Raw genomic sequence first — 18,846 nt, 5'->3', positions numbered from 1 at the left:
TCAAACTTCAAGGGGGAGGCTGGGTGGAACTCAGGGGAAACTGAATGTGTGCCCAGACGGGATAGTGGTCGGAGGGTTGCAGTTCGCGGGTGGGAGCTCGAAGGATATCGGCTTCGAGGAAGCGGGCTCCTTTGCTGACGAGGATGTGATCGACTTTGGCCCAGCCATCGCGATGGGCTTCCCAGAAATGGAGGGTGCGCCGGTTTTTCTCCCGGGGATGGAGTGCGGCGTAGGGGTCGGTCAGGGCATGGGTCCAGGGGTTCTTGCCTCGGCCAGCGAGGAAGTCGACGGCGGGGTTGCCCTCGGTGGCATTGAGGTCGCCGAGCAAGATCACTTCCTCTGTCGGGCGAGCGAGGGCATCGATGCGTTCAGCGATAAGCCGTGAAGCTTTTTCCCGGGAGCCTTGGTGACGGTGATCCCAGTGGGTGTTGAGAACGAAGAGAGGCCGACCGGTGGCGAGGTCGGTGAGGCGGATCCAGGTGGCGCAGCGCGAGAAGGTATTTCCCCAGGTTTTGGAGCCGGGTTGATCGGGAAAGTCAGATAGCCAGAAGGTGCCGCGTTCTCCGGCCGCGAATTGGTCGCTTTTCCAGAAGATGGCGGCGTATTCGCCGGCGCGTTTCCCATCGCCGCGACCGACTCCGTGGAAATCGTAGTCGGGCAGCGAGGCGCGGAGGTCGGCGGCTTGAAAATGGACGGCTTCTTGAATTCCGAGGATGTCAGGGTCCAGCGTGCGGATGGCGGAAACGACGCGGCCGATGCGCTGAGGCCATGAGCGCCAACCCTCGTCATCGCCCGCTTCGCGGCGGATGTTGAAGCTGGCGAGCTGGAGGTCGATCACGCCATCTTCGCGGACGATGATCGCTCGTGGGGGTGGAGATTCGCGACAGGCGGTGAAGGCCAGGGTCGTGGCGAACAGGAGAATGGCGGACTTCATCCGGTAGGAATCATTTCCGGGTAGACGTGAATGGCGATGCGCTCGGTATTGCGAATTGCGGTGCGGAGGGCACGGACTCGTTCGTCGCGTTTGGCGCTGCGAAGAGCGGCGATGATCTCCGCGCGGGCTTCTTCGAAAGGGCGGGTTTCGCGCGGGCGTTTTTCGAGGACTTCGACGTAGTGCCAGCCGAGGGAGGTGCGAATCAGCTTGGGTTGATGGAGGGGGAGCTGAAACACGGGAGCGGCGAAGTCGGCCGGTAAGCGTTCGGCGGTCAGCCAACCGAGGTCACCTCCTCGGGGAGCGGTGCGAGGATCTTCGCTGAGGCTGGCGGCGAGGTTTTCGAAGGATTGCTTGCCCGCGTTGAGATCGGAGATGGCGGATTCAAGGCGAGCTTTCACCTTGGATGCCTCCTTGCCGAGAGTCGCGAGAAACAGGTGGCGTGCATGCACGCGGACGGGAAGGGCAAGTTCATCGCGGTGAGATTGGTACCAATCTCGGGCTTCTTCTGCGGTGACTTCGGTTTCGGGGGCGATGCGGGATTCGATGTATTTTTGCTGCTGGATGCGGGCCGCCAGTCGGAAGCGGAGTTCTTTTTCGGAATCGATGCCTTCGGCGGCGAGTTCTCGCTGCATCTCATCGCGGTGAGCGAAACGGGTGGCGAGTCGGCGGATGGCTTCGTCAATTTCTGCTGCGGAAACCGGCAGGTCGTTCTGGTTGGCCTGGACTTTGGTGCGGAGCAGTTCGTGGTCGATCAGGTCATTGAGGGCCGCCATGCGAGCGTCGCGACGTTTTTCAACGGGGAGATCGGCCAAGGTGCGGCCTTCGAGCCAGAGATGTTCGAGGAGGGCGCGCTCGACTTGGGATTGGTAGATGGGTTTGCCGAAGACGCGGGCTACCACTCCCTGTTCTTTGGCTTTTTGAAGCGATTCGGGGCTGCCGGGAAGTGAGCGCCGGATGTGCTGGGAAAGGGGGCCTTTGAGCCAAACGAGGTCGATGGCGAGGTAGAGAAGAACTGCCGAATAGGCGAAGATGCGGACCGTGAATTTCCGAGAGGGGCGCATCGCGATTCGGCAAATGAGAGGAGGAAATGGGCGCCTCAGCGCGGTGGAGTCAGCGGATCTCGACGGAGGCGCCGGGGCGGACGAAGTCGGTGAGGGCGACGACGTCCCAGTTGGCTAGGCGGATGCAACCGGCGGAGCGGGCACGGCCGATGGTTTCTGGGTCGGAAGTGCCGTGCATGCCGATGCCGGGGACACTGAGTCCCATCCAGACGACGCCGACAGGGCAGTTGGGTCCGCCGGGGATGTTGAAGGCGTTGTTGCTGCGCTTGCCGGTTTCGAGGAGTGACTTGTCGTAGCGCCAGACGGGGAGCTGGACGGCGTTTTTCATCTCCCACTTGCCGTATTTGATGAACTTTTCCTGCCCGGGAGTGATGGGGAAAGCGGCGACGAGAGCTTTGTTCGGCTTGGTGCGGATGCTGCCATCGGGCCGTTCCTCGACGACGATGGCGGTGGGCTCGGATTCGTAGACGCGGGCCTGGTTGATCTTGGTGTCGATGACGACGTGGCGGCTGGCGAGGATCGGCTCGGGCTCGTAGCGGCCTCCGTTGAGGTTTTCGATGAGAAAAGGAGTGACGTTCGGGACGATGAGGGCTTTGCCGGGGGCGAGGTTCCAGACGTTTACTCCGGGATTGAGTTGTTGGAGAAACTCGACATCGGTGTGGTAACGCTCGGACATGAACTCGGCGTAGCTGCGGTAGCTCATGCGTTTTTCTTTCGCCTGGAGTTCTCGGGATTCCGGGAGCTTGGGGTTGACCCATTTGGCCGCGGCGCTGGGAATGGTCGCGAGGGCAAAGGGTTGCGTCACGGTGCGGGTGGCACCGTCCATGGCTGCGGTGAGATCGTTGGGCGGGTAGCCGTGGGATTCGTTCCAGGAATTGACGGCGAGGATGGTGAAGCGGCCGGGTTTGCCATCGATCACGCCGGGACCGAAGCGTTGTTCGTCGAGGAAGATCTGGAGCCGGACGGCATCTTCGCCTTCGGGGAGGTGATCGATGTCCTTTGGGGCATCGGAGTTCGGGCTCCGTTTGATGTTGAGCTTCACTTCGCCGGCGGGGAGGGGGCGTGCCTCGGCGTGACTGGGGGCGACTTCTGCGACGGCTGGGCCAGTGTCGGGGGTGATTTCGGAAGGATCGACGGGCAGGGCCTTGGGGACTTCTTCGGAAAGAAGCACAGCGGGGAGGAGAAGCGATAGGGCGAGGCCGAAGCGGATCATAGGGAAGGAGTCGAGGGATACCGGGAACGCCGGGAAACTGGCATGGAATCCCGGTTCTGTCAGGTTCGAAACAAGGGGGGCTCCCTGGTTGTGGGAAGTGGGTGGGGTCTCAGTCGAGGAATTTGCCCGGATTGAGGATGCGATCTGGATCGAGGGCATCTTTGAGCGCTTGATGGACATCGAGTCCGGTTTCTCCGAGCGCTTGGTGAATCCAGGGTTTCTTGGCGAGGCCGACGCCGTGTTCTCCGGTGATGGCGCCTCCATGGTCGAGCACCCAGCTGAACAGCCGGTCAAGGGCGGCGTCGGCGGTGGCGCGGGTGGAGGGGTCGTGGTAGTCGGCGACCATCAAGTTGGTGTGGATGTTGCCATCGCCCGCGTGTCCGAAGCAGGCGACGGCGATGCCGGTTTCCTGTTCGAGTTGGCGGGCGAAGGCGACGAGTTCGACGAGCTGGGAGCGAGGAACGACGATGTCTTCGTTGAGTTTGGTGAGGCCGGTATCGCGAAGTGAGTAGGAGAATTCGCGGCGAAGCTGCCAGATGGCTTCGCAAGCTTCTTCGGTATCGGCACGGTCGATGCGGGTGGCACCCAGAGTGGTGAGCAGCTCCTCGAGTTCTTCGATTTCCGAAGCGACGGCGCGTGGGCGCCCATCGACTTCGACGATGAGGTGGGCATTGCCATCGGGCAAGCGGTCGGCGCCAAGGCGGTTCCGGGCAGCGGCGAGGGTGAAACCGTCGGTGATTTCGAGGGCCGAAGGCAGGTGGCCGGAATTGAGGATGCCTTGGACGGCACCCGCGGCGGCGGCGAATTCGGGGAAAACGGCGGCGAGCATGGCGCGGCAGGGTGGCCGCGGAATGAGCCGGAGGGTCGCCGTGGTGACGATGCCCAGCATGCCTTCGGAACCGGTGAAGAGTCCAACGAGGTCGAAGCCGGTTTTGTTTTTATGGACGCGGCCTCCGCAGCTCACGATGCGGCCGTCGGCGAGCACGACTTCGAGGCCGAGGACGTAGTTGCGGGTGACGCCATATTTGAGGCAGCGAGGTCCTCCGGCGTTGGTGGCGATGTTGCCGCCCAGGGAGCATTCTTTGAGAGATGCGGGGTCGGGTGGGTAGTCCCAGCCGAGTTCACGGGCGGCTTTTTGTAGGTCTCCGGTGATGACTCCAGGCTGGACGACGGCGACTCCATCGGCCGGGTTGAGTTCCAGAATTCGGGTCATGCGGGCGAGCGACAGGGCGATGCCACCTTCCACCGGCACGCAGCCGCCGACGTATCCTACACCGGCACCGCGGGTGGTGACGGGAATGCCTCGCTCGTAGGCGTAGGTGAGGACTTTCGCGACGTCATCGGTGGATTCCGCGAAAACGACAACGTCGGGGGGGTGGGAGGCATACCACTTGTCGGTCGCGTGGGTGGCGAGGACTTCGTCGAGACGGGAGACTTGAGAGTCGCTGAGGAGTTCGGCGAGGTCATCGGCGAGATCGGAAGGCGAGGCTTCCGCAGCGGGAGCGTCCTCTTGTTCATCGAGTTCCTCGAAGGGATCGTCGGCTTCGGCAGGTCGGTTTCCGCCGGCAATGGTCGAACTGATCCACGTAGTGCGTTTTGGAGGCAGTTTCACGGGAGCGCCACGGTCGGTTGCCAAGCCTCAGGGGTCAATCGGCGAGTGGTTGCTGACGCGGCTTGCCGGAAGGGAAGAAATGAGGTGAGCCTTGCGGGCATGGAGCCGGACGACGGTGAGAATGCACGGCGGGTGGCGGCGCATTATGATGAGCTCGATCCATTTTACCGCCGGGTTTGGGGGGAGCAGATCCATCATGGTTTGTGGCTGACGGGCAAGGAATCGCCGGAGGAGGCAGCGGTAGGGACGGCTGCTTTGGTGGGCGCGAGGTTGCGTTTGGAGCCCGGGATGCGGGTGTGTGATGTGGGCTGCGGGTATGGGAAAATGGCGGAAAGCCTGGCGGAGACATTCGGGGTGGAGGTGTTGGGGGTGACGATTTCGCCACGTCAGGCGGAGGCGTCGGGGCGGGATCCTCGGGTGGAGATTCGGCTGGGCGATTGGCTGAGCTGTGAATGGGACGAAGGGTCCTTCGATGGTGCACTGGCGGTGGAGAGCATCGAGCATATGGAGGATCCGGCCGCGGCGATCGCCCGGATGGCACGGGTGGTGAAACCGGGAGGGCGGGTGGTGCTGGGGTGTTGGCTGCGGGCGGGAGATGCCCGGCCGTGGGAGGTGCGGCATTTGCTCAACCCGATTCGTGAGGACGGACATCTTTCGGGAGTGGGGACGGCGGAGGATTATGTGTGCTGGGTGCGGCAGGCGGGGTGCGAACTGGAGTTGATCGAAGATTTCAGCCGGGAGGTGGAGAGGACCTGGCCACAGTGTTTGTGGCGGAGCGGGTGGGCGATGGTGCGGGAACCGGATTTGCGGCGGTATTTGCTGGAGCGGCATCAACAGAGCCGAAGGTGGGGCTTCACGGTGTTGAGGATTTGGGCAGCGTATGTGTTGGGGGCGTTGCGCTATCAGGTGTTCACGGCCAGGAAACCGATGGGATCCGATCTTGTGCGATGAAGGGAGCGCGCCAAGTTCGACGCATGGAACAACGTCGTTTGGGAGAAAGCGGAGTGGTGGTCAGTTCGATTTGCTTAGGCACCATGACATTTGGGGCGCAGGCGGATGAACAGGAGTCGTTCCGGATCATGGATCGGGCCACGGAAGCTGGGGTGGATTTCTTCGATGCCGCGGAGATTTATCCTGTGCCCCCCTCGGCAGAGTGGGCGGGACGGACGGAGGAAATCGTCGGGCGCTGGATGAAGTCTCGGGCGCGCGAAAGCGTGATTTTGGCGACGAAGGTCGCGGGGCCGGCTCATGGGTGGTTCAACCCTCCGGCGCGGGCTCCGAAGGCGGCGGTGGATGGTGTGCATCTGCGGAAGGCTCTGGAGGGTTCGTTGCGGCGATTGCAGACGGACTATGTGGATTTGTATCAGGTCCACTGGCCGGACCCGGGGATGCGGCCGGAGGATTTGCTGGAAACGCTCGATGCCTTCGTGCGCGAGGGTAAAGTCCGGGTGCTTGGGATTTCGAACGAGAATGCCTGGGGCCTGATGAAAGCCTTGTGGGCTGCGGATAAAGAGGGGTTCCGGCGATTCGATACGATTCAGAACAATTTCTCACTCAACAACCGCCGCTTTGAAGATGAATTGGCGGAGGTATGTCGTCGGGAAAAGGTGAGCTGCCTGCCATACAGCCCGATTGGAGGTGGAGTGCTGAGTGGAAAATACAACGACGGCGCCCGTCCGGAAGGGGCTCGTTTTTCCGACTACCTCGACCATCCAGGGGCTCGCCAGAGGGCCATGGCGGAGCGCTTTGTGAACGAGCGGAGCCTGGAATCGACGCGACGTTTCATGAAGATCGCCGAGGAGGCGGGTCTCCACCCGGTGACCTTGGCGGTGGCGTGGAGCAAGCAGCACGACTTCGTGGGCAGCACGATCATCGGTGTGAGTTGTGTTGAGCAGCTCGATCCGATTTTGGCGGCGGCGGAGGTGATTTTGGAGCCGGCGGTGCTGGAAGCGATCGATGGGGTGAGTCGGGAAATTCGCTACCCGATGGGTTAAGGCTCCTCCCTCAGGGTTCTTCGGCGGTGAGGGCGAGGTCATCGACCAGCAGCTCACCGCTTTCGCTATAGAAATCGAGCGAGAGGGTCACGGGTTTGCCGTGAAGATCGATGGCTCCCGGGGGATGGGGAGTTTCGCCGCTGACAATGTCGGGTTTTCTCCAAAGATCCGTGGGCAGGGTGAGATCAAAGTGGATGGGGTGCCACCCGCCATCCTTCAGGTCCACGCTTTGGACGGCGAGGTTGTATTGAATGGCCAGGGGGTAACCGCTGGCGACAAATCGCAGGCAGGCTTCAAGCCGGGATTGCGGGGCATTCCGGCAGTGATACCAGCCCGTGACATGCACACGGGTGCCGGGGTGGGCGGCGAGGGGTTCGCCGCGGGCATCGACCAGAACTTGGTTGAGGAATGCCCGAGGTTGGAGGGCGACGACGTTGCGACCGGATTTGGCAAAGAGTTCGCCCTGCGTCGCGCGGCTCAGTTCGAGGACGCGGGCTTGGGGGGTGGAGAAGGATTCTTGCCAGTAGAGGATCGAGAGACTTTCGGGGTTGGGGCTTTGGCTGAGGTCCATCGCCTCAAAGTCGCCATTGCGGAGCTGGTAGCGGTGGCGGGCGTGAAAATGGTAGGCGGCGGCGCCGAGGATGAGCAGTCCGAGGGCGACGAGGCTGGCGCGGAGGAGCTGGCGACGTACGCGGCGTCGGCGTCGCCCGATGTGGAATTCCTGTTGGCGTTCGATGGACCACAGGGGCCCCGTTCCGCCGGGATTGAAGCGAATGCGACGGGTTTCCTCCCATTCCAAGTCCTTGGCACCGAGGGCGGCTTGGAGGGTTGCGTCGAAGTGAATTCGTTGACCGCAGAGAGCAAGTGCGGAGGGGTCTTCGCGGAGCCGCCGGGCAAATTCGGCGCTTTCTTCGGCATCCAACGTTTGATCGAGGAAGCGATTGAGGAGGTGTTGCCAGTTGGGGTCGAGCGGCTCGTCCGAGGAATCTGAAGCGGCGGGGGAGTCGGATTTCATGCGTCGGGCGGGTTCAACTTTTTGGCCACACAATTTCGCAACAAGCTCCGGAGGCGCTCGAGTTTCTTGTAAATGGCATCGACGGACAATCCGGCTTTTGCGGCCTCGGACTTGAGTGCTTCAGGATCGGAGTTGGCATAGCGCAGGTCGAGCAGGTGGCGGGCTTTGCCATCGAGGCGTGACAGGCACTCGCGCAGGGCGCGGAGTCGGTCGGCAGCGGCGGTTTCCGCGCTGGCGGCGTGAGCAGCGGCTTCGGCGACGGCCGTGAGGGTTTCGATTTCCAGGTGGCGATGGCGGCGGCGATATTTCTTCCGCACTTCGGCCATGGCGATGCGCCGGGCGCAGGCGAGGCAGAATGCCTTGAATCGGTCGGAGTCCTCTTGGATCGGGCCTTTTTTCCATGCCAGTAAGGCGACCTCTTGAACGCAGTCGTCGATGGCGGCCGGGGTGCTGAGAAATGCGGTGAGGAAAGCGCGCACCGGGAGATGGGCGAATTCCCATTGATGCCCAAAGCGGTGGTGCAGGGAGAGATCGTCCGCCGCAGCGGGGCTTGCGGAGAGGTCGGAAGGGATCGGTGGCGGGGGATGGGGTGGATCCACGGCAACGGATTCAGCGGGTGGGGAGCGGTGGAGCTCGACGGATGCCCGGGCTTCGTCTTGACCCCCGCGCAGGTCTGGAATACCCGCGCCCGCCCGGCTTGAACCAGCCGCATTCATCATGCCAGTACTCGTAGGTAAAAAAGCTCCCGGTTTCCGTGCCAAGGCCGTCCAACGTGAGGCCATCATCGAAGATTTCAGCCTCGAGCAGTTTCTCGGGAAAAAGTATGTGGTGTTTTTCTTCTATCCGAAGGATTTCACCTTTGTTTGCCCAACGGAGCTTCACCGTTTTCAGGAAGAACTCGCCGAGTTCGAAAAGCGCGACGTGGCAGTGGTTGGATGCTCGACTGACTCGGAGTTCTCGCACTGGGCGTGGTTGAATACCCCTCGCGAAAAGGGAGGCATCGAGGGGGTTACCTATCCGTTGGTGGCCGACATCAACAAGACCATCTCGGAAGACTACGATGTGCTCGCCGGTGAGCCCACCGTGGATGAAGAAGGCAACTACGTGGTGGAAGGCGAATTGGTGGCCTACCGCGGGTTGTTCCTCATCGACAAGGCGGGCATCGTTCGCCACCAGGTGGTCAACGACATGCCGCTGGGCCGCTCGATTCGTGAGTGCCTGCGCGTGGTGGATGCCCTGCAGCACTTCGAAGAGTTCGGTGAAGTCTGCCCGATGGATTGGCAGAAAGGCGACAAGGGAATGACGGCCGACCATAAGGGGGTCTCCGACTATCTCGGTGGTCAATGATGGCCTTTTGAGTGCCATGCTTTCACCCCGGTTCGTAAGTCGAGCCGGGGTTTTTGTTTTTTGAGCGGTGGGGCGGATGCCCATCATCCGTCGCCGATCCTCACGATTTGCAAGCCGTTGAGGGGTGCGCGGTAAACTTGGTCGATGCCATCGGCCGCGAAGCCGCGGATGGAGAGGGTGTAGCGGGCGGCTCCGTGGATTTCCACGCAGGTGGCATTGCCCTCGCCAGTGGTTCCTGGGTAGACGGTGATGAAGTTGCCCTCAAATTGTTCTCCGGCGGTATCGGTGATCCCGGTGGAAGTGCCCGCAACCTCGAAGGCCCCCGTTCGGGAAACGGGTTCGCCTACGGCGGTGTTCTCTCCGTCGGAGTAGAGGTAAAGTTGGTACGTCGCTTGAGGATCCAAGTGATCAAGGAGGATCGAGGTCACTGCGGTTCCTCCGATGTCGAGGTACCCTCGCATCATCTTTTCGTCGGGTGTGGTGCCAGGGTTGAGTTCGTTGAGCCAGCTGCCCGTCGCGTAGGTGACGGTGATGGCACTGGTGTTGCCGAGGTTGTCGATGAGGGCTGTACCGGAAGCGGTGACGTTGTTCCAATGGGTGGCGGGTATGATCCCGGCTGATTCGGCCGGTGCCAGAGTCCCGCGGTCTCCGGCGGTGCCGACGAAGTTGATGCTGACTGTGTCTGCCGCTAGGGACAGGCCTGCCAACAGGCCGAGCAGGGGAAGTGAAAGGGTCATCAACCGATCAGTGTCGGCGCGCACAAGAACCTGACAAAAATCGGATTTTTCCGCGGAGAATTCCGCGTTTTGGAGAGCGGATGTCAGGTTTGGGGTCGTGGCGACACTTCCCGGATGAACACGGCTTTTCCGCATGCGTATCCTCTTTCCCTTGGTTCTCCTCAGTCTCCCTCTTCAGTCGCAGACCCTCACCAGCCCCAACGGCCGCGTAGTCGCAGAGATTGCGGAGTCCGGGGGGCGCCTGACTTGGGCCCTGCGCCTTGACGACGTCGCTGTGATCGAACCCTCGGCGCTTGGGTTTACCCTGAATGGGCGGGATTTTGGCGAAGGCGTGGAAGTCGGAACCCCAGAGTGGGAGAGCGTTGAGGAGAGTTTCCCCTCGCGACAGGGTGTTCACGCGATGGTGACAAATCACTATCAGTCGGGACGTTGGCCGGTGACTCTCTCGGCTACAGGGGAGGCTTGGTTTTTACAATTTCGAGTCTTCGACCACGGCGTGGCCTTCCGCTATGAAATGGTCGGCGAGGGGGCAAAGAACTTCACGGCGGAGTCGACGACTTACACCTTTCCTGCCGGGGCTCAGTTGAGGGCTCAGGGTGGAGTGGACGTGTATGAAAACGTCTATGATGGGTTGGATGGGGAGGCCCTTTTGGTGGGCACCCGGATGGGCCCGCCGGTCGTGGGAAAGCTCGCGAGCGGTGTGTCGTTTGCCTTGACCCATGCCGGACCGGGAGTGGGATTTCCCAATCCCTATCTGGAAGTGGCAGAGAACCGAAAGTTGAAGACGGTCTACGTGCGCAATGGGGATGGCACGACGGGGGCATCGACGGGCGGAGATCTGAGCAGTCCGTGGAATGTGGTGACGGTGGGAAGTCTCGACGATCTGGTGAATGCCGATCTGGTTGAGGCCTTGGCTCCGGCCCCGGATCCGGAGCTTTTTCCGGAGGGGACGGCAACGTCTTGGGCGCAACCGGGGCGCTCGGTGTGGGATTGGATGTCACGATTTCCCGGCGGCATTACCGCAGAGAATTCCAAGCTGGAGTCGCTATGGGCCAGTCGCTTAGGCTTCGAATACAATACCATCGACGAGGGGTGGGGAGCGTGGAATGGAGGGGACCCTTGGGATCAGGTCAAGGAAGTGGTTGAGGCCTCGGAGAAGGTAGGAGTGAAGGTGCTCGTTTGGGTGCGCTCGCGGGACATCCGCTCACGGGGGCAGAGGGCGGCGTTTTTCTCTCATCTCAAGGAAGCCGGTGTCAGTGGATTCAAGGCCGACTTCTTCGATTTCGGAGGCGTGAGCCCGGCGGCCAAAGAGCGGGTCAGATTGGCGGAACGAATTCTCCGGGAGGCAGCGCACTATCAGTTGGTGGCTAATTTCCATGGATTTGGAAAGCCACTGGGGCAGTTTCGCAGTTATCCGAACCTGCTCAATATCGAGGCAGTTTTTGGCAAGGAGTCGTTTCCCAATGCCGAGACGACGGTTCAAATTCCTTTGACGCGGTTGTTGGCGGGCCCGACGGACTACACGCCGCTTGGACTTGAGGGGAGGTTGCAGGGAGATCAGACGCAAGCATTCGAAATCGCGACGATGGCGACGATGGCAGGGCCGTTGATCACTTTGGCGGAACGGGGGGATCGGATGGCTCAGAGTCCCTTCGCCTCGGTGATCGCGGGAATTCCCTGCCTGTGGGATGAAACGCGAGTGCTGGAGGGAACGGAAGTCGGTTCAACTTGTGCGATGGCGCGGCGGGTTGGGGAGGTTTGGTATGTGGCGATTCTCAATGCTGGACCGGAGCGTTCCTGGCAGGTGGCGCTGGATTTCCTCGATCCGGGCCGCGAATACCAGGGGGAGATCGTCCGTGATGGGGCCACGACCTTGGAGCAGAGATTGGTATCATCGGGGGATGCCATCGAGGCGACCACGGTGGCGGGTGGTGGGCTGGTTGTCAGGTTGATCCCTCCGGGTGGGGAGCCCGTGCGGAGTCTTCCTTTTGAAACTTCGTTTTCCACGGGACGGGGAAGTTTTTTTGCGGAGCGAGGTCAGGTGCTATCGAATGAACCGTGGGCGGAGCCAGTGTTAGAGGATCGCCTGCCCGATCGGCGCTGGGCTTGGTCAGGGACGGGTGCTGGGGGCCTGACGGCTTCGTTGGATGAAGCGGATGCGTGGCATGGGGGGAGTTCATTAAAAGTGGAAGGCGGATTGACGGGTGAGGCGGAATTGGAACTGTTCTCCTGCGATCTGGAGTTGCCGTCGGATGTCCATCTGGAGTTGGCATTTCGCGGATCGGGTGAGGGTCAGGCGTCGGTCGCCCTGCACTTTGCCACGGGAGAGGTCAGGTTGCTGCCCTTGAGCGAAGGAGGGGAGGATTGGGAGGTTCGTCGCTTCGATCTGACGGCGGAAGCAGGACGTCGGTTGATGGGAATCGCTCTTCATTTGAACTCTCAGGAAAGCTCCTCTCATTGGAGCCTTCGTTGGGGGCGCTTGTCCCTGAGGGCAGGGGAGGCCCCGGTGCCATTTGCGCCTTCTGCGCTGATGCTGGAGAATCCGATTCTTCAGGGGTTCGATGGCGTGGAGGGAACCCTCCGCTGGACGGAACCACCGGAAGGCGCCGCCTACTACAGCATCTATCAAGTGAGCGGCCTCAGCGGTGAGCGAAGGTGGCTGGGAGTGACGGAGGGAGGGATGTTCCCGGTATCGGTGAGCCGACTGGACGACGAGGCGGAGGTGATCTTTCAGTTGGCAGCGTCGTCTTGGGACGGAGTGGCGTCCGGAATCCGGGAGGTGAGGATCGCTCTACCGCCACGGCCTGCATTGGGTGAGGCATTGATGGGGACCGTGATTGGCACCACGGGCTCCTATGACAACTCAGGGGCCACGCGTGAGCGGGTCTTTGATGGCGATACGGGAAGCTATTTTGATGCTCCGGTGGCCAACGACGCCTGGGCGGGCCTGGACTTAGGGTCGGGGGAAGTGCCGGTGGTGCGGGCGATTCGTTTTTTTCCGCGTGAAGGATGGGCGGGGCGCATGACCGGAGGTGGGTTTCAAGGGTCGAACTCGGCGAGTTTTAGTACGTCGACGACCTTAGCGACGATCTCAGTCGAGCCTAAGGAAGGGCAGTGGACTTTATTGCCGGTCGAGGGGGCGACTGCATTTCGTTATTTGCGCTATCGGTCCCCGAATGGGGGTTGGGGAAATGTTGCGGAAGTTTCCTTTCACCCTGCGGGGACTCTGGTGGCACCGAGTGGGGTGGAGGCCGGTCGAGCGGGAAGTTCGGCACGGGTGGAGTGGCGACCGCTCGCGACGGCGGCGAGCTATCGAATCGGGCGTGCTGAGGTCTCGGGCGGTCCTTATGAACTTGCTGGGGAGACCGCCGAAGGAGCCTATTTTTTCGATGATGACCTCGATCCAATGGCGCGGGTTTTTTACGTGGTGACGGCGGTTTCGGTGGAGGGATTTGAAGGTCCGCCGTCTCTGGAAGTGGAAGCTTTGGACCCATTCGTCGATTGGCTGGGAGCGCCCGGAGAATTCGAGCAGGATGCGAATGGAGATGGCCGAGCGGATGGGTTGGAGTTTGCGCTTGGTGGGCCACTGCAATGCGATTTTTTCGGGGAGATGGGCAATCGCATTGAGGTGCTGCTGAGAGATGATCGGATGCTCGATGCCCGTCTGTTTCGGTCGCCGGATCTCAGCCAGTGGCAGGAAGTGGGCAACGGGCCGGTCGTCACTCAGGACGGCCTTCCCACAGGATTTGTGAGAACCATTTTTGAGGACTTTGCGGCTGGGGATGCGGCGGCCTATTACCGATTGCGGTTGAACCGGTGAGACGGGCGTGGAGTTGGGGAATGCTCGGGCGAAGGACGGGTCTGCAGGGTTTCGCAGGATTTGAGTTTTCGTGGATCCCAGATTTCAGGGAGAATCGCCATCTGGGTGCTGGTCGGGAGTGGGTCGCCCCAAACGATTGGGATGAAACGTGTGTCGATCATCGGCTGCAGTGGGGCGGGCAAGTCCACGTTCGCGCGAAAGCTTCATGAGGTCACCGGACTGCCGTTGGTCCACTTGGATCAGGAGTTTTGGCAGCCGGGATGGAAGGCTTCTTCGAAGGAAGTTTTTCAGGCTCGGATTCGAGAGCGATGCGAAGGGGACCAATGGATCATGGACGGGCACTATTTTTCGACTCTTCCCAGCCGGTTGGTAAGGAGTGATACGCTCATTTTCTTCGACTATCCGACGTGGCGGTGTTTGGGGCGAACGTTGAAGAGGACGATGAAGTATCGGGGAAAGGTGCGGCCTGATGGGGCTTCGGGATGCCCTGAGAGGTGGGATTGGGGGTTTCTGCGCTATATCGTAGGTTTCCGGAAGCGACTCCGGGAGAGGACTTTGGAACTCATCCGCACCCATCCTGAAGTGGAGGTGCATGTTTTTCTTCACCCCCGCGATGCCGCCCGTTTTCTATCCGATCCGCCGGATGTCGGATGAGAAGAGTTGGGCGGGTGTTTCGTGGGATGTCTGGGGTGGGGTGGGCGCGACAGCTTTGGCCCTAGGGTGCGGGAATCGAGGGCCTTTCTTGAACCGATTGAGTGAAGGGAGGGAAGTCCGTGTAGCCCACCGAGTCACCGCCAAAGAGGTGATCGGGTTTGAGTTCGGCAAGCGGCCAGCCATGCTGGAGGCGTGCTGGGAGGTCGGGGTTTGCGATGAAGGGGCGACCAAAGGCGACAAGGTCGGCAAATCCCTCGGCGAGGATCCACGAGGCCTTGGCTTGGTCAAACTTGCCAGCGACGATGAGGGTGCCTCGGAAGGCTTCTCGGGCCTTGATTCGGAAATCGAGAGGGACATCGGGAGCGGCGTCCCAGTCGACTTCGGCGAAGTGAACGTATCCGAGTCCGAGGCGCTCCAGTTCGGGGAGGATGGAAAGTACGGTCGCCGGGGTGTCGGGATCGTTCATACCGCGGGACTGATTGTGAGGAGAGAGCCGGAGCCCGATGCCGCCAGGGGGGAAGATGCCAGCGATTCGCTCGACGATCTCCAGGAGAAAGCGGGCTCGGTTTCTCGGGGATCCCCCGTAGGAGTCGGAGCGTTGATTGGAAGAAGCCCGAAGGAATTCATCGATCAGATAGCCATTGGCTCCATGGAGTTCGACGCCATCGAAACCGGCATCTAGGGCGTTCTCTACGGCATGAACGTAGTCGTTCTGGATGGCGCGGATTTCATCGATATCGAGTGCGCGAGGAGGGGTGCAAGGGAGGGTGCGCCCCCCTTTTCCGTCGCCGGGATCCAGCCACACAGTGGTGTCATCGGGCACGGGGATGGCTGATGGCGCGACGGGTGATCCTCCATCTTGGAAATGAGCATGGGACATCCGACCGACATGCCAGAGTTGAAGGAAGATGCGCCCGCCAGCGTCATGGACTGCTCGGGTGACTTTCTTCCACCCTTCGATTTGTTCGAGCGTATGAATCCCAGGAGTGAAGGAGTAGCCTTGTCCTTGGGAGGAAATCTGGGTGGCCTCGGCGATGATGAGGCCAGCATGACTCCGTTGGGCGTAGTAATTTGCCATCAACTCGTTCGGGATATTGCCGGGTTGGCTGGAACGACAGCGCGTCATGGGGGCCATGACAATGCGTGAGGGCAGTTCGAGGGGGCCCAGAGAGTAGGGGGAGAAGAGGTGGGGGGCGAGAGCTTGGTGGCGTGAATTCATGACGAAATGAAGGGATTTCAGGAGGCGCTGGCTTGATCGAGAAGGGCGACCTGGTCTTCGCTGAGGTTGAGGCTGGCGGCGTGGGCGATTTCCGTGAGTTGATCGACATGGGTGGCACTCGCGATCGGGGCGGTGACGGAGGGCCGCTGCATGAGCCAAGCAAGGGAGATGACCGCTGGGCTGGTGGCGTGAGCCTTCGCCACATCGTCGAGAGCGGCGAGGATGCGCAGTCCTCGTTCGTTGAGGTAGCGTTCGCCGACTCCGCTGCCACGTGCGCTTTTGGAGAGATCGGCTGAGGTGCGGTATTTCCCGGTGAGGAAACCGCTTGCGAGCGAGTAGTATCCGATGACGCCGATGTTTTGCTGCAGGCAGAGCGGTTCGAGGGTCTCTTCGAATCCAGCTCGGTCATAGAGGTTGTATTCCGGTTGAAGGCTGGCGTAGGCGGGCAAGCCAGTGGATCGACTGAGATCGAGGGCTTCTTGCAACCGAGAGGCAGAGTAATTGGAAGCTCCGATCGCGCGGACTTTGCCTTCGCGGATCAGTTGATCATACGCGGAAAGCGTCTCATCGAGCGGAGTGTGAGGATCGTCTTGATGAGACTGGTAGAGATCGATGTGGTCGGTTCGAAGGCGGCGCAGGGAATCTTCGACCGATTGGAGAATGGAGGCTTTGCGGAGGCCTTTGGAGCCATCTCCCATCTCCATGCCGACTTTGGTGGCGAGGATGATCTGATGGCGTTTTCCTGTCGATGCGAGCCAGTCACCGATGATGGATTCGGATTCTCCTCCTTGGTGGCCTGGGACCCACGTGGAGTATATGTTGGCGGTGTCGATGAGATCGAAGCCGAGATCGACGAAGGCATCGAGGACGGCGAAAGAGGTGGCGCGGTCGATGGTCCATCCAAAAACATTTCCGCCGAGGGCGAGAGGAGCGACGGCGATGCCGGAATTTCCGAGAGGTCGAGATTTCATGGAATGGGGAGTTTTCAGTGAGGGGCCACGGCACCGCGCTGCGATGAGCGGGAGCGGGTGGCCCGAGCTGCTGAGACCTACGGATGAAATGGGGACGTGTGCCACCGGGGATGCCGGTGCGAATCCGGGAGAATCGGGTGTTTTTCCCTGGGTTTGGGATCAGATGGGCGGTCGTTTTGGAACCGGGTAGAGACCCAGCACGGCGAGTCCAAGGATGGCGAGGAGGGCCCCCGATGCGGTGACCCCTGACCAGCCGAAGTGCTTCCAGGCCTGGGCGCCGAGCATCGACCCCAAAGTGCCGCCGAGAAAGTAGCTGATCATGTAGATCGACGTCACCCGGCTGCGCAGTTCTCCGGGAAGGGTGTAAATGCGCGTTTGATTCGAGATATGATTTCCTTGGGCCCCGGCATCCATGAAGAATGTCCCGATTCCGAGCCAGATCAGGGAGAGGTGAGAGAGGGCCATCATTCCAAAAGAAAGGACCATGGAGGTGAGAGCCAGCCGGTTCACGACCTTTGGACTGAAGCGATCAGAGAGCCTCCCAGCGATCGGTGCGGTGGCGACGCCAGCGACGGCGATGCATCCAAAAAGGCCGACCACTTGCCCTCCAAAATGCTCAGGCCGCGCTTTGAGGTAGAATGCAAGAGTGGTCCAAAAAATACTAAATGCCCCAAAGGAAAGGGCCCCGAGAAGACAGTGGCGTTGGAGGAGGGGCTCGCGGCGAAGGAGAGGAAGAAGGGACCCTAAGGCCTCACGATAGGGAACCGGCTGGGCGACTGGCGCCGAGGGCAGGCGGCCCAGAACGAAGGCGAGGGTCAAGGTGAAACCGGCGCCGATCAGGAAGACGCTGCGCCAGCCCAGCCATTCTCCGAAAAAGCCTGAAAAGATACGGGCCCCCAGAATTCCGACAAGCAATCCCCCCATGATGATGCCTACGGTGCGCCCGCGCTTCTCGGGTGCGGCCAAGCCAGCTCCGTAGGGAACGGCCACCTGGGGGGTGACGCAACCTGCGCCGAGCAGGAAGCTCATTCCGATCGCCATTCCCAGGCCTTGCGAGGTGGCCAAAAGCAGCAGGGTGAAAACGGCCGCCATCGCCGTCGTGACCAAGAGGGTCTTGCGATTGACACAGTCTCCAAGGGGCACCACGAGGGCGAGGCCACAGGCGTAGCCGAGTTGAGTGGCGACGGCGACCCATGAGGCCGCGGTGGGATCGACAGCAAAGCTTTCTGCCATTTTCGGCAGAAGGGGTTGGTTGTAATAGTTATTGGCTACGGTGACTCCGGCGGTGGCGGCGAGCAACCGGGTCAGGGCAGGAGTCAGAAGGGGGCTCGATCGATGGGGAGAAGAGTTCTCGAAGTCCATGGGTGGAAGCGGGCGACCGGAGATGGCCGTCCAGACCGCCCTGCCGCGACCTTGTCGAATCGCGGATCGAGGGGCGAGGAATTCAAGGAGCACATTTCCTCCTGATCTCGGTGTTTTGGCGCTGGGCAGGAGTGGCCTGCCACTCCCGCTCCACATGGGATCGAGGAGAGGCGGGCTGAACCTGCCTTATTTCCGGCGACGATGCAGGAAGCCCGCGAAGCTCAGAAGGGCGAGGACCCCTCCAGAAGGTTCCGGGACGGAAACGATCTGGAAGGCATTGAGGGGCGCGCGGGGAAGATCGTCAGCGAGATCACCATGAAAAACGAGATCATAGCTGGTCGCTCCGGAAACGGTAAAGACGGTGGCGTTGCCTTCTCCAGTGGTCCCTGCTGCGACGACTTCGTAGCTGCCCGAAAAGTTTCCGGGCGCGTCGACCACGGTGGTGGTCACACCGCCAAGGGTGTATTCGCCATGGCGAGTATGGGTGCCGTTGTCGCCATCGATGTAGAGGTAGATTTGATAAGTGGTGCCGGCTTCGAATCCGCTGAAGGTGATGGTGCGAGGCTCGTCAAAGTTATCGAGGTAGCCATTGAAGAGCCTCTGATCATTGGACGTTCCAATGTCCATGTACCACGGGCCGATACTGACCCAGGAAACGGAAAGGGCGGTCGGTGCACCGGTGGAATCGACCAGGTTGGACACGGAGATGTCGTTGCCGGTGTGTTCGATTTGATTCCAATTTGAGGCGGGGACCAATCCGGCCAGATCCGAGCTGTCCAAAGTTCCGCTAGCGCCTGCATAGCCAACGATGTTGGCGCTGACGGTCACGGCATGAGCGACGGGCGTGAGTCCGCCGAGGGTCGCGAGGGCGAAGAGAGTTCGTTTCATGAGCATGGGAGTGACATTT

16 protein-coding genes are annotated in these 18,846 nt (G+C 61.1%); 5 read left to right on the top strand and 11 right to left on the bottom strand.

Going from position 1 to position 18,846, the window contains the following annotated elements; all coding sequences use genetic code 11:
• Positions 1–7: 7 nt before the first annotated feature.
• The 4 genes from HNR46_RS02285 to HNR46_RS02270 all read right to left on the bottom strand — a co-directional run bounded on the left by HNR46_RS02285 (position 8) and on the right by HNR46_RS02270 (position 4,820).
• Positions 8–934 (bottom strand): endonuclease/exonuclease/phosphatase family protein, encoded by a 927-nt coding sequence (locus HNR46_RS02285; protein WP_184015411.1) that lies wholly within the window; start codon positions 932–934, stop codon positions 8–10.
• Positions 931–1,995: a peptidylprolyl isomerase gene (locus HNR46_RS02280; protein ID WP_184015409.1), complete on the bottom strand. Its 1,065-nt coding sequence runs from the start codon at positions 1,993–1,995 to the stop codon at positions 931–933. Before HNR46_RS02280 ends, HNR46_RS02285 begins: the two co-directional genes overlap by 4 nt.
• A gap of 49 nt (positions 1,996–2,044) precedes the next feature.
• Complete coding sequence (locus HNR46_RS02275; RefSeq protein WP_184015407.1) at positions 2,045–3,208, bottom strand: L,D-transpeptidase; 1,164 nt, start codon at positions 3,206–3,208, stop codon at positions 2,045–2,047.
• 109 nt (positions 3,209–3,317) lie between these two features.
• The gene (locus HNR46_RS02270) at positions 3,318–4,820 is read right to left on the bottom strand and encodes an FAD-binding oxidoreductase (RefSeq protein WP_343076007.1); all 1,503 of its coding nucleotides are present in this window, start codon (positions 4,818–4,820) and stop codon (positions 3,318–3,320) included.
• A gap of 99 nt (positions 4,821–4,919) precedes the next feature.
• Between HNR46_RS02270 and HNR46_RS02265 the strand changes: the two genes are divergently transcribed.
• Complete coding sequence (locus HNR46_RS02265) at positions 4,920–5,771, top strand: SAM-dependent methyltransferase (protein ID WP_184015405.1); 852 nt, start codon at positions 4,920–4,922, stop codon at positions 5,769–5,771.
• Positions 5,772–5,794: 23 nt separating this feature from the next.
• Positions 5,795–6,814, top strand: a complete 1,020-nt coding sequence (locus HNR46_RS02260; protein ID WP_184015403.1) for an aldo/keto reductase — start codon at positions 5,795–5,797, stop codon at positions 6,812–6,814.
• Between the two features lie 10 nt (positions 6,815–6,824).
• Here HNR46_RS02260 and HNR46_RS02255 read toward each other — a convergent pair whose 3' ends face one another.
• Positions 6,825–7,829, bottom strand: coding sequence for a hypothetical protein (locus tag HNR46_RS02255; protein ID WP_184015401.1), 1,005 nt, complete (start codon positions 7,827–7,829; stop codon positions 6,825–6,827).
• Entirely contained in the window at positions 7,826–8,548 is a 723-nt protein-coding gene (locus tag HNR46_RS02250) for a sigma-70 family RNA polymerase sigma factor (RefSeq protein WP_184015399.1), read from the bottom strand. Before HNR46_RS02250 ends, HNR46_RS02255 begins: the two co-directional genes overlap by 4 nt.
• Between HNR46_RS02250 and HNR46_RS02245 the strand changes: the two genes are divergently transcribed.
• Entirely contained in the window at positions 8,547–9,176 is a 630-nt protein-coding gene (locus HNR46_RS02245; RefSeq protein WP_184015397.1) for a peroxiredoxin, read from the top strand. The genes HNR46_RS02250 and HNR46_RS02245 overlap by 2 nt on opposite strands.
• Before the next feature lie 83 nt (positions 9,177–9,259).
• On the opposite strand, the gene HNR46_RS02240 is transcribed toward HNR46_RS02245, so the two are convergent.
• Entirely contained in the window at positions 9,260–9,913 is a 654-nt protein-coding gene (locus HNR46_RS02240; protein WP_184015396.1) for a hypothetical protein, read from the bottom strand.
• 133 nt (positions 9,914–10,046) lie between these two features.
• Here HNR46_RS02240 and HNR46_RS02235 point away from each other — a divergent pair, with 133 nt between their 5' ends.
• Positions 10,047–13,733: a glycoside hydrolase family 97 N-terminal domain-containing protein gene (locus HNR46_RS02235; protein WP_184015394.1), complete on the top strand. Its 3,687-nt coding sequence runs from the start codon at positions 10,047–10,049 to the stop codon at positions 13,731–13,733.
• A gap of 141 nt (positions 13,734–13,874) precedes the next feature.
• A complete protein-coding gene (locus tag HNR46_RS02230) occupies positions 13,875–14,387 on the top strand; it encodes a P-loop NTPase family protein (RefSeq protein WP_184015392.1) in 513 nt (170 codons plus the stop codon).
• Between the two features lie 61 nt (positions 14,388–14,448).
• Here the strand turns inward: HNR46_RS02230 and HNR46_RS02225 are convergent, their stop codons facing one another.
• The 4 genes from HNR46_RS02225 to HNR46_RS02210 all read right to left on the bottom strand — a co-directional run bounded on the left by HNR46_RS02225 (position 14,449) and on the right by HNR46_RS02210 (position 18,833).
• Complete coding sequence (locus HNR46_RS02225) at positions 14,449–15,606, bottom strand: alkene reductase (RefSeq protein ID WP_184015391.1); 1,158 nt, start codon at positions 15,604–15,606, stop codon at positions 14,449–14,451.
• A gap of 17 nt (positions 15,607–15,623) precedes the next feature.
• A complete protein-coding gene (locus tag HNR46_RS02220; protein WP_184015390.1) occupies positions 15,624–16,577 on the bottom strand; it encodes an aldo/keto reductase in 954 nt (317 codons plus the stop codon).
• 159 nt (positions 16,578–16,736) lie between these two features.
• Positions 16,737–17,939 (bottom strand): MFS transporter, encoded by a 1,203-nt coding sequence (locus HNR46_RS02215; RefSeq protein WP_184015389.1) that lies wholly within the window; start codon positions 17,937–17,939, stop codon positions 16,737–16,739.
• 186 nt (positions 17,940–18,125) lie between these two features.
• On the bottom strand, positions 18,126–18,833 hold the full coding sequence (locus HNR46_RS02210; protein ID WP_221284966.1) for a hypothetical protein: 708 nt from the start codon (positions 18,831–18,833) through the stop codon (positions 18,126–18,128).
• Positions 18,834–18,846: the final 13 nt, after the last annotated feature.

The sequence above is a fragment of the Haloferula luteola genome, from assembly GCF_014201715.1.
GTDB lineage: Bacteria > Verrucomicrobiota > Verrucomicrobiia > Verrucomicrobiales > Akkermansiaceae > Haloferula > Haloferula luteola.
Note: the sequence above shows the minus strand (reverse complement) of the source record. Positions and strands in the feature narration are given on the sequence as shown.

What these genes read in the sequence shown, in the direction of transcription:
- HNR46_RS02255 (WP_184015401.1), bottom strand. Translation starts at nt 7,829, where the DNA reads ATGAAATCCGACTCCCCCGCCGCTTCAGATTCCTCGGACGAGCCGCTC.
- HNR46_RS02285 (WP_184015411.1), bottom strand. Translation starts at nt 934, where the DNA reads ATGAAGTCCGCCATTCTCCTGTTCGCCACGACCCTGGCCTTCACCGCC.
- HNR46_RS02240 (WP_184015396.1), bottom strand. Translation starts at nt 9,913, where the DNA reads ATGACCCTTTCACTTCCCCTGCTCGGCCTGTTGGCAGGCCTGTCCCTA.
- HNR46_RS02235 (WP_184015394.1), top strand. Translation starts at nt 10,047, where the DNA reads ATGCGTATCCTCTTTCCCTTGGTTCTCCTCAGTCTCCCTCTTCAGTCG.
- HNR46_RS02275 (WP_184015407.1), bottom strand. Translation starts at nt 3,208, where the DNA reads ATGATCCGCTTCGGCCTCGCCCTATCGCTTCTCCTCCCCGCTGTGCTT.
- HNR46_RS02210 (WP_221284966.1), bottom strand. Translation starts at nt 18,833, where the DNA reads ATGCTCATGAAACGAACTCTCTTCGCCCTCGCGACCCTCGGCGGACTC.
- HNR46_RS02220 (WP_184015390.1), bottom strand. Translation starts at nt 16,577, where the DNA reads ATGAAATCTCGACCTCTCGGAAATTCCGGCATCGCCGTCGCTCCTCTC.
- HNR46_RS02215 (WP_184015389.1), bottom strand. Translation starts at nt 17,939, where the DNA reads ATGGACTTCGAGAACTCTTCTCCCCATCGATCGAGCCCCCTTCTGACT.
- HNR46_RS02250 (WP_184015399.1), bottom strand. Translation starts at nt 8,548, where the DNA reads ATGATGAATGCGGCTGGTTCAAGCCGGGCGGGCGCGGGTATTCCAGAC.
- HNR46_RS02230 (WP_184015392.1), top strand. Translation starts at nt 13,875, where the DNA reads ATGAAACGTGTGTCGATCATCGGCTGCAGTGGGGCGGGCAAGTCCACG.
- HNR46_RS02280 (WP_184015409.1), bottom strand. Translation starts at nt 1,995, where the DNA reads ATGCGCCCCTCTCGGAAATTCACGGTCCGCATCTTCGCCTATTCGGCA.
- HNR46_RS02260 (WP_184015403.1), top strand. Translation starts at nt 5,795, where the DNA reads ATGGAACAACGTCGTTTGGGAGAAAGCGGAGTGGTGGTCAGTTCGATT.
- HNR46_RS02225 (WP_184015391.1), bottom strand. Translation starts at nt 15,606, where the DNA reads ATGAATTCACGCCACCAAGCTCTCGCCCCCCACCTCTTCTCCCCCTAC.
- HNR46_RS02245 (WP_184015397.1), top strand. Translation starts at nt 8,547, where the DNA reads ATGCCAGTACTCGTAGGTAAAAAAGCTCCCGGTTTCCGTGCCAAGGCC.
- HNR46_RS02265 (WP_184015405.1), top strand. Translation starts at nt 4,920, where the DNA reads ATGGAGCCGGACGACGGTGAGAATGCACGGCGGGTGGCGGCGCATTAT.